The 7507-nt window shown below is 39.0% G+C and carries 7 protein-coding genes and 5 tRNA genes; all 12 read left to right on the forward strand.

Annotated elements, in window-relative coordinates; genetic code table 11:
- Nucleotides 1-91 precede the first annotated feature (91 nt).
- The 12 genes from ASU02_RS24880 to ASU02_RS24935 all read left to right on the forward strand — a co-directional run bounded on the left by ASU02_RS24880 (nucleotide 92) and on the right by ASU02_RS24935 (nucleotide 7430).
- Nucleotides 92-175 (forward strand) — tRNA-Tyr (locus ASU02_RS24880).
- 5 nt (nucleotides 176-180) lie between these two features.
- Nucleotides 181-254: transfer RNA gene (locus ASU02_RS24885), tRNA-Trp, on the forward strand.
- A gap of 10 nt (nucleotides 255-264) precedes the next feature.
- Nucleotides 265-336 (forward strand) — tRNA-His (locus tag ASU02_RS24890).
- Between the two features lie 56 nt (nucleotides 337-392).
- Nucleotides 393-467: transfer RNA gene (locus ASU02_RS24895), tRNA-Gln, on the forward strand.
- 7 nt (nucleotides 468-474) lie between these two features.
- Nucleotides 475-548 (forward strand) — tRNA-Ile (locus tag ASU02_RS24900).
- A 288-nt stretch (nucleotides 549-836) separates the two neighbouring features.
- The gene (locus ASU02_RS24905; RefSeq protein WP_057768215.1) at nucleotides 837-1436 is read left to right on the forward strand and encodes an undecaprenyl-diphosphatase; all 600 of its coding nucleotides are present in this window, start codon (nucleotides 837-839) and stop codon (nucleotides 1434-1436) included.
- A gap of 189 nt (nucleotides 1437-1625) precedes the next feature.
- Nucleotides 1626-2108 (forward strand): MarR family winged helix-turn-helix transcriptional regulator, encoded by a 483-nt coding sequence (locus tag ASU02_RS24910; protein WP_057768217.1) that lies wholly within the window; start codon nucleotides 1626-1628, stop codon nucleotides 2106-2108.
- 1 nt (nucleotide 2109) lies between these two features.
- Nucleotides 2110-3834 (forward strand): ABC transporter ATP-binding protein, encoded by a 1725-nt coding sequence (locus ASU02_RS24915; RefSeq protein WP_057768219.1) that lies wholly within the window; start codon nucleotides 2110-2112, stop codon nucleotides 3832-3834.
- Nucleotides 3831-5687 (forward strand): ABC transporter ATP-binding protein, encoded by a 1857-nt coding sequence (locus ASU02_RS24920; protein WP_057768222.1) that lies wholly within the window; start codon nucleotides 3831-3833, stop codon nucleotides 5685-5687. Before ASU02_RS24915 ends, ASU02_RS24920 begins: the two co-directional genes overlap by 4 nt.
- 122 nt (nucleotides 5688-5809) lie before the next feature.
- Nucleotides 5810-6235, forward strand: coding sequence for a DMT family transporter (locus ASU02_RS24925; RefSeq protein ID WP_057768225.1), 426 nt, complete (start codon nucleotides 5810-5812; stop codon nucleotides 6233-6235).
- Nucleotides 6236-6248: 13 nt separating this feature from the next.
- Entirely contained in the window at nucleotides 6249-6947 is a 699-nt protein-coding gene (locus ASU02_RS24930) for a Crp/Fnr family transcriptional regulator (protein WP_057768228.1), read from the forward strand.
- 15 nt (nucleotides 6948-6962) lie between these two features.
- A complete protein-coding gene (locus tag ASU02_RS24935; protein WP_057768231.1) occupies nucleotides 6963-7430 on the forward strand; it encodes a DMT family transporter in 468 nt (155 codons plus the stop codon).
- The last annotated feature ends 77 nt before the right edge of the window (nucleotides 7431-7507 follow it).

Genomic DNA, 7507 nt, shown 5'->3' on the forward strand with positions numbered 1-7507 from the left:
CATTTTAAATATGGCGGTTGTGGCGAAGTGGTTAACGCATCGGATTGTGGTTCCGACATTCGTGGGTTCGATTCCCATCAGCNTAGTTTTCGGAGGGGTAGCGAAGTGGCTAAACGCGGCGGACTGTAAATCCGCTCCTTCGGGTTCGGCAGTTCGAATCTGCCCCCCTCCACCATTTACAGGGGTATAGTTTAAAGGTAGAACTAAGGTCTCCAAAACCTTCAGTGTGGGTTCGATTCCTACTACCCCTGCCATATAATTATGGCGGTTGTGGCGAAGTGGTTAACGCATCGGATTGTGGTTCCGACATTCGTGGGTTCGATTCCCATCAGCCGCNTTGAAATGTTTGAAATTAAATGTTCCTGTTTTGATCATTCATGATGGAACTTCAGTGGGCTATAGCCAAGCGGTAAGGCATCGCACTTTGACTGCGACATGCGTTGGTTCGAATCCAGCTAGCCCAGCCATTNTTTCGGGCCTATAGCTCAGCTGGTTAGAGCGCACGCCTGATAAGCGTGAGGTCGATGGTTCGAGTCCATTTAGGCCCATCATTTATGAATAGATAGTTTATCCTATTTCTTTGAAGGAATAGGTGAAAAATGGATAACTAACCATATCTTTGAGATATAGTTAGTTATCCATTTTTTACATTGTTGGCTCTTGCTACCGTTAGAACTCATAAGTGTTACAGGCTAAAAGATTATTTAGCTACTTAGCCTTGGTTTAAACTCATCCCTTACAAAATTGTAAGAAAGTGTAAGGTAAACAGATTTTCCATTTACAACTCATAGGACATAATTGTAGTATAAGAAAGGAAATAGGAGGGAAAGCAGCAAATGTCTTTTACAGAAACTAACATCAATATATTTAGAATGATTAACGACTTAGGGAAAGAATACACATATTTAAATCCTCCGTTTGTTTTTATTGCTGAATATACAGTATATCTTTTAGCTCTGGCAACGATCGTTTATTGGTTTACTCGTGAGTATAAGAATAGAATGATGGTTATAAGTGCAGGGATTACTTTTATTTTTGCTGAAATCATCGGTAAACTAGCAGGAACACTACATTCAAACTATCAGCCTTTTGTTGAACTGGACAACGTGAATAAATTAATAGAAAAGACAGTGGGGAACTCATTTCCAAGTGACCATACCATTCTTTTCTTTTCGTTTTGTATGACCTTTTGGCTTTTTAAGAAAGGGTATGGATTTTTGTGGATAATAGCGGCTATCTTAGTTGGGATTTCTAGAATGTGGGTAGGCGTGCATTATCCTGCTGATGTCGCTGCAGGAGCATTAATAAGCATTGTTTCAGCAATTATTGCTTACTATGTTGTCCCTAAGCTTAGCTTCATTCAGAAATTATTGAGGCTATATGAAAAAGGAGAAGGATATATATTGCCTTCAAAATCTAATTCTAAGGATTTCTAAAAATTACTTGAAAAAGTGACCAGCTAATGTACAGTTAGCTGGTCTTTTTTTTCACTGCCAACTTCTGCAATTATGCTTTACGATTTTCCTTTTGCTTGCCTTCAAAAATAAAAAAGTGTAGATTTAAATACTCCTATAATGAACTGTTCGGAAATGAACTATCATACAGTAGAGAAAGGGGAAAGTTTAATGGATAATGACAATCATAAGTTGGCGCGCTCAACACAACTATTGCGTTCATTTTGGAGTGTGCAGAAGAATATTGTGCGCTTCGTTCAAAAAATTGCAGTGGAGAATGGGTTATCTGTCCCGCAATATACGATATTGATGACAATTACTCTAAATAAGGAAATGAAAATGACACAGAAAAAGGTTGGGGAACAAACTTTTCTTCCAAAAAGCACATTAAGTCATGCTGTGGATGGGCTTGCTCAAGAAGGGTTTCTGAGCCGTCAGCAAGTGGAGGGGAACCGACGCGAGATGGAATTGACAGTTACAGAAAAAGGGAAGGAATTTTTAAAAAAGATGCATCTTCAAGATGGTGGGATTCATCAGTTATTTCAAACTGCTATTGATCAGCTAACAGACAAACAGTATGAAGAACTGCTTGAATCACATCTTCTCCTATCCACCTATTTAGAATCCCAAACTGCAGGGAATGGAGTGAAATGAAATGATAAAATTATTGAAGCATTTGTCTGTCTATAAATGGATTATTTTAGCGGTTTTGGGCCTTGTCTTTATACAATCGATGGCTGAGCTTTTTTTGCCAACATTGATGGCAGATATCGTGGATAAAGGAGTTGTTTTAGGGGACACACCTTATATTTGGAAAATTGGTGGTTTAATGCTTATTGTTTCAGCGTTAGGCGCATTAGCATCTGTTATTGCGAGTTATTATTCATCTAATGCTGCAATGGGACTTGGCCGGGATATTCGGAGAAAGGTTTTTAATCATGTGGAGAAGTTTTCACTGCAGGAATTTGATGAAATTGGAACGGCATCACTCATTACACGAACAACAAATGATATTACCCAAATCCAGCAAGTAGTCATCATGATGCTCCGCATGGTTGTAAGTGCACCGATTATGTTAGTCGGGGGAATCATAATGGCTGTTTCAAAAGATGCAGAATTATCCCTTATCATGGTTGTCACAATGCCTGTGTTAATTGGATCGATCCTTTTTATTTTTAAAAAGGGGATGCCGCTTTTTCAAACCGTTCAAAAACGACTCGATCGTTTAAATCTTGTTTTGCGCGAAAATTTAACAGGGATTCGAGTGATACGAGCATTTAATCGTGAACCACAGGAGAAAGTACGCCTGAAGAAAGCGAATAAAGAATTGACCGATGTCTCAATTAAAGTGAATAAAGTCATGGCGTTTATGATGCCGGTGATGATGCTTGTAATGAATCTGACGGTTGTTGCAATTATCTGGTTTGGTGGAATTCGCATTGACAATGGAGCTATGCAAATAGGGGATTTAATGGCGTTTATTCAATATGTTATGCAAATTATGTTCGCACTTGTTATGGCTTCTATGATGTTTGTTATGATACCGCGTGCAGCAGTATCAGCGAAGAGGATTAATGAAGTACTGGATATGAAACCGGCATTTCTTGATGAAGGGAAGCTGAAAGCAGATCGTGAGCAAGGGACGCTCGAATTTGAACATGTGACTTTTAGTTATCCAGGTGCTGAAGAACCTGCATTGACAGATATTAGTTTTACAGCCAATCAGGGTGAAGTAACAGCAATTATAGGCGGGACCGGCTCAGGGAAAACAACACTCGTTAATTTGATTCCACGTTTTTATGAAGTAACTAGTGGAGCTATTTGTGTAAATGGAGTTGATATTAGAGAAGCCCCACAAGGCGAGATACGTTCAAAGATTGGCTTCGTGCCGCAAAAAGCTATGCTTTTTACTGGTTCAATTGCTGAGAATATTCGTTTTGGAAAACCAAATGCATCACAGGATGAAATTGAACATGCTGCACGAATTGCGCAAGCAGAAGATTTTATACAACTAATGAAAGATGGATTTGAGTCAGAAATTGAGCAGGGCGGATCCAATTTGTCGGGGGGACAGAAACAAAGATTGTCGATTGCTAGAGCACTTGTTCGAAAACCAGACCTTTATATATTTGATGATAGTTTTTCTGCACTTGATTTCAAAACAGATGCTAAGCTTCGTCAAGCACTAAAAGAGGAAACAAAGGATGCAACTGTGCTGCTTGTTGCCCAGCGGATCAGTACAGTCGTTGATGCAGATCGTATCATCGTTTTAGAGAATGGACGTATTGCAGGGATTGGTACACATCAGGAGCTGATTGAAACGAATGACGTTTATCGTGAAATCGCCCTTTCACAGCTTTCAGAGGAGGAGATCGCATGAGCAAGAAGAAAGCTCAAAATAGCCACCAGTTGGGGCAAGGTCCAGGTGGAGGAAGCATGTTGATGATGGGGCAAAAAGCGAAAGATTTTAAGGGAACATTGAAACGTCTAATAGGATATCTAAAACCTCGAAGATACCAGTTGGCTGCTGTTTTTGTTGCTGCGATATTGAGTACAATTTTCATGATTGCTGGTCCAAAAATTATGGGAACAGCGATAACTGAATTATTTGAAGGAGCGTATGGGAAGTTTCAAGGTATTCCTGGGGCGGCAATTAATTTTACAAAAATTGGCCAAATTCTCCTGATTCTTGCTGGATTATACGTTTTTAGCAGCTTGTTTAGCTATTTGCAGCAATATATTATGTCGAGTGTTGCTCAAAAGACCGTGTATGATCTGCGAGAGGATGTTAATGAAAAACTGGAAAGACTGCCTCTTAAATATTTTGATGGCCGCTCAAATGGAGAAACTCTTAGCCGCGTGACAAACGATATTGATACAATTGGCAGTACGCTTCAGCAAAGTTTGACACAGTTCATTACCTCAATTGTTACAATTGTCGGGATTATTATTATGATGCTTTCTATTAGTCCAATTCTGACGTTGATTGCAGTGATTAGCTTGCCGGTTTCAATGTTTGCCATCGGACCAATTTTGAAAAGATCACAAAAGCATTTTGCAGATCAGCAGAGGACACTTGGCCAATTAAATGGACATATTGAGGAAATGTATACGGGCCATCAGGTAGTAAAAGCATTTGGACATGAAAAAAAGGCCTTAGAGCAATTTGATGCTGTTAATGAGGAATTATATACTGCTGGAAGGAAAGCTCAGTTTATTTCAGGTATTATTATGCCGATTATGTTTTTTATTGGCAATATAAGCTATGTCATCATTAGTGTGGTCGGCGGAATTTTGGTTACGCAGAAAGCCATTACAATTGGGGATATTCAAGCATTTATTACGTATTCCAAACAATTTACACAGCCAATAACACAAACAGCCAATATCGCTAATATTATACAGGCAACAGTTGCAGCAGCTGAACGTGTCTTTGAACTTCTTGATGAAGAAGAGGAGAAAAAAGAAGTGACGACCGAGTCTTTATCACGTGCGCAAGGTGCAGTTACCTTTGAACATGTGGATTTTGGATATGGAGAAGATTTACTAATTAAGGATATGAATATTAATGTAGAACCTGGTCAGACAGTAGCAATCGTTGGACCAACAGGTGCAGGAAAAACGACGATGATTAACCTTCTGATGCGATTTTATGAACTAAATGGCGGGAAGATTAAGATTGATGGTCTTGATACACGGAATATGTCACGTAGAGATCTTAGAAAAAGTTTTGGGATGGTACTACAAGATACATGGCTTTTTAACGGAACGATTAAGGATAATCTTGCTTACGGAAAGGATGGAGCAACGGATGATGAGATCTTTGCTGCGGCACGGGCAGCCCATGCTGATCACTTTATCCGCACATTGCCAGATGGCTATGAGACGGTCTTAAATGAAGAAGCATCTAATATCTCGCAAGGTCAAAAACAGCTTTTGACAATTGCACGAGCGATTCTTGCAGATCCGCCAATCATGATATTGGATGAAGCGACTTCAAGTGTGGATACAAGGACAGAGATCTTTATTCAGCAGGCGATGAATCGATTGCTGGAAGGACGGACAAGTTTTGTTATTGCTCATCGTCTGTCAACAATTAAGGATGCTGACTTAATTCTTGTCATGAATGAAGGGAAAGTGATTGAGCAAGGGACACATTTAGAGCTTCTTGAGGAAAATGGGTTCTATGCCGATCTTTACAACAGTCAGTTCTCGGAAAAAGCTGCAGGGTAATCAGCAAGAGGCTCAATTCTATTTAGAAATTGAGCCTCTTTTATTATAAAAATGGACATATGTCCTTTCCGGTATTCTCCCCCTTGTATTTTAATAGAGAGAAATGTAAGGAGGAGAAAAGCTTGAGAGGAATCCTATTTTCCATTCTTGCTGGAGTGTTCATTTCTCTGCAAGGTGTATTTAATTCAAGAGTAAGTGAGGAGCTTAGTCCATGGCACACGACCACCATTGTTCATCTCATTGGGTTTGTTTTTTCTGCAATTATTTATTTGTTTATTCGTGATGGAAAGAGGAAGGGGTTTCAAGAGGTTCCTTTTGTATATGTACTTGGTGGAATGCTAGGTGTTGTAATTGTCATTGGAGAAATGGCTGCGATTCAATTGCTTGGGATCTCTATGGCAATTGCCATACTATTAATTGCTCAGCTGCTTTGTGCATTTTTAGTAGATGCAAGAGGGCTTTTTGGCATGAATAAAATCCAGATTACGATTCATCAGGTGATCGGAATGGGTATGATGATAGCGGGAGTGACTATATTTAAATTGTAAAAGGAGATAATATGTGAAGGAAATAATTGATAAAAATAGTTTATTAGAATATTTGGAACAGCTCGGATTGAATCGGATTTTTTCAGAAGAAGTGAAAGGGAAACTGTCTTTATACCACTTTCAGCAAGGAGAAATTATATGTTTGAAGGGTGAAGAAATTCAGAAAATGTATTTCCTTGTAAAGGGGAAGGTGAAGATTTTTGCTACATCTGCTGAAGGCAAGACGTTCATTGTACGTTTCAAAACCCCTTTGGCTGTAATTGGGGATGTAGAGTATGTAAAAAGAACCGAAGCATTCAATACGGTTGAAACTATTAGTGAAGGGCGGATGATTGGTGTTCATTTTGACGAATTAAGAGGGATGAAAACTAATCAAATGGAGTTCCTGAACTTTTTACTAGCAATTGTAACGGAAAAGTTCTATACGGAATCACATGCAACAAGTCTGAATATGCTCTATCCTGTTGAAACGCGGCTCGCAAGCTACTTGTTGTCACTCTCATCAGAAAGAGAAGGTTCCCTTTTTCACAGAGAAATGCAAACATCAAACCTGACAGATATTGCAGATCTGATTGGCACAAGCTACCGTCATTTAAATCGAGTTATCAACAAACTAAGCAAGGAAGGAATTATTCTGCGAAAAAAAGGTTCGCTGTATATAAAAGATATCGAGCGTCTGAAAGAACGTGCGGATGGAAATATTTATGAATGAGCAAGGAGGAATTGCATGAAAGGGATCTTATTCGCTGTAATGGCTGGTGTTTTTATTAGCTTGCAGACGGTCTTTAATACAAGAGTAAGTGGAAAGGTAGGTTTGTGGGCGACCACAACGCTTGTCCTTGGATTAGGTTTTTTTACATCCTTTCTAATGTTCATCATCATGGATGATACGAGGCTCTTCGCTGTAGGAAATGTGAACAAAGTATATTTATTTGGTGGATTCCTTGGGGTAGGAGTTGTCTTTTGTATCATGCAGGCAATCCGGATGCTAGGTCCAGCCTATGCTATTTCCATTGTTCTTGTTTCCCAAATATTTTTAGCTGTGCTAATAGATACGTTTGGATGGTTTGGATTTGAAACCATTTCCTTTACAATGAACAAATTAGTCGGGCTTGCGTTAATGATTGCAGGAATTATTGTGTTTAAATTAAAGCAAGGAAAGAGAATAAATGCGCAGAAAGAACAAATTGTTTAGCACAGCCATTTGAAATTAAAAAGCTTAGAAAACTCAGTATTAACATAAGAGTTTTCTTAAGCTTTTTTTTTTTTTTT

The organism is Cytobacillus praedii (assembly GCF_001439605.1).
Classification (GTDB): domain Bacteria; phylum Bacillota; class Bacilli; order Bacillales; family Cytobacillaceae; genus Cytobacillus; species Cytobacillus praedii.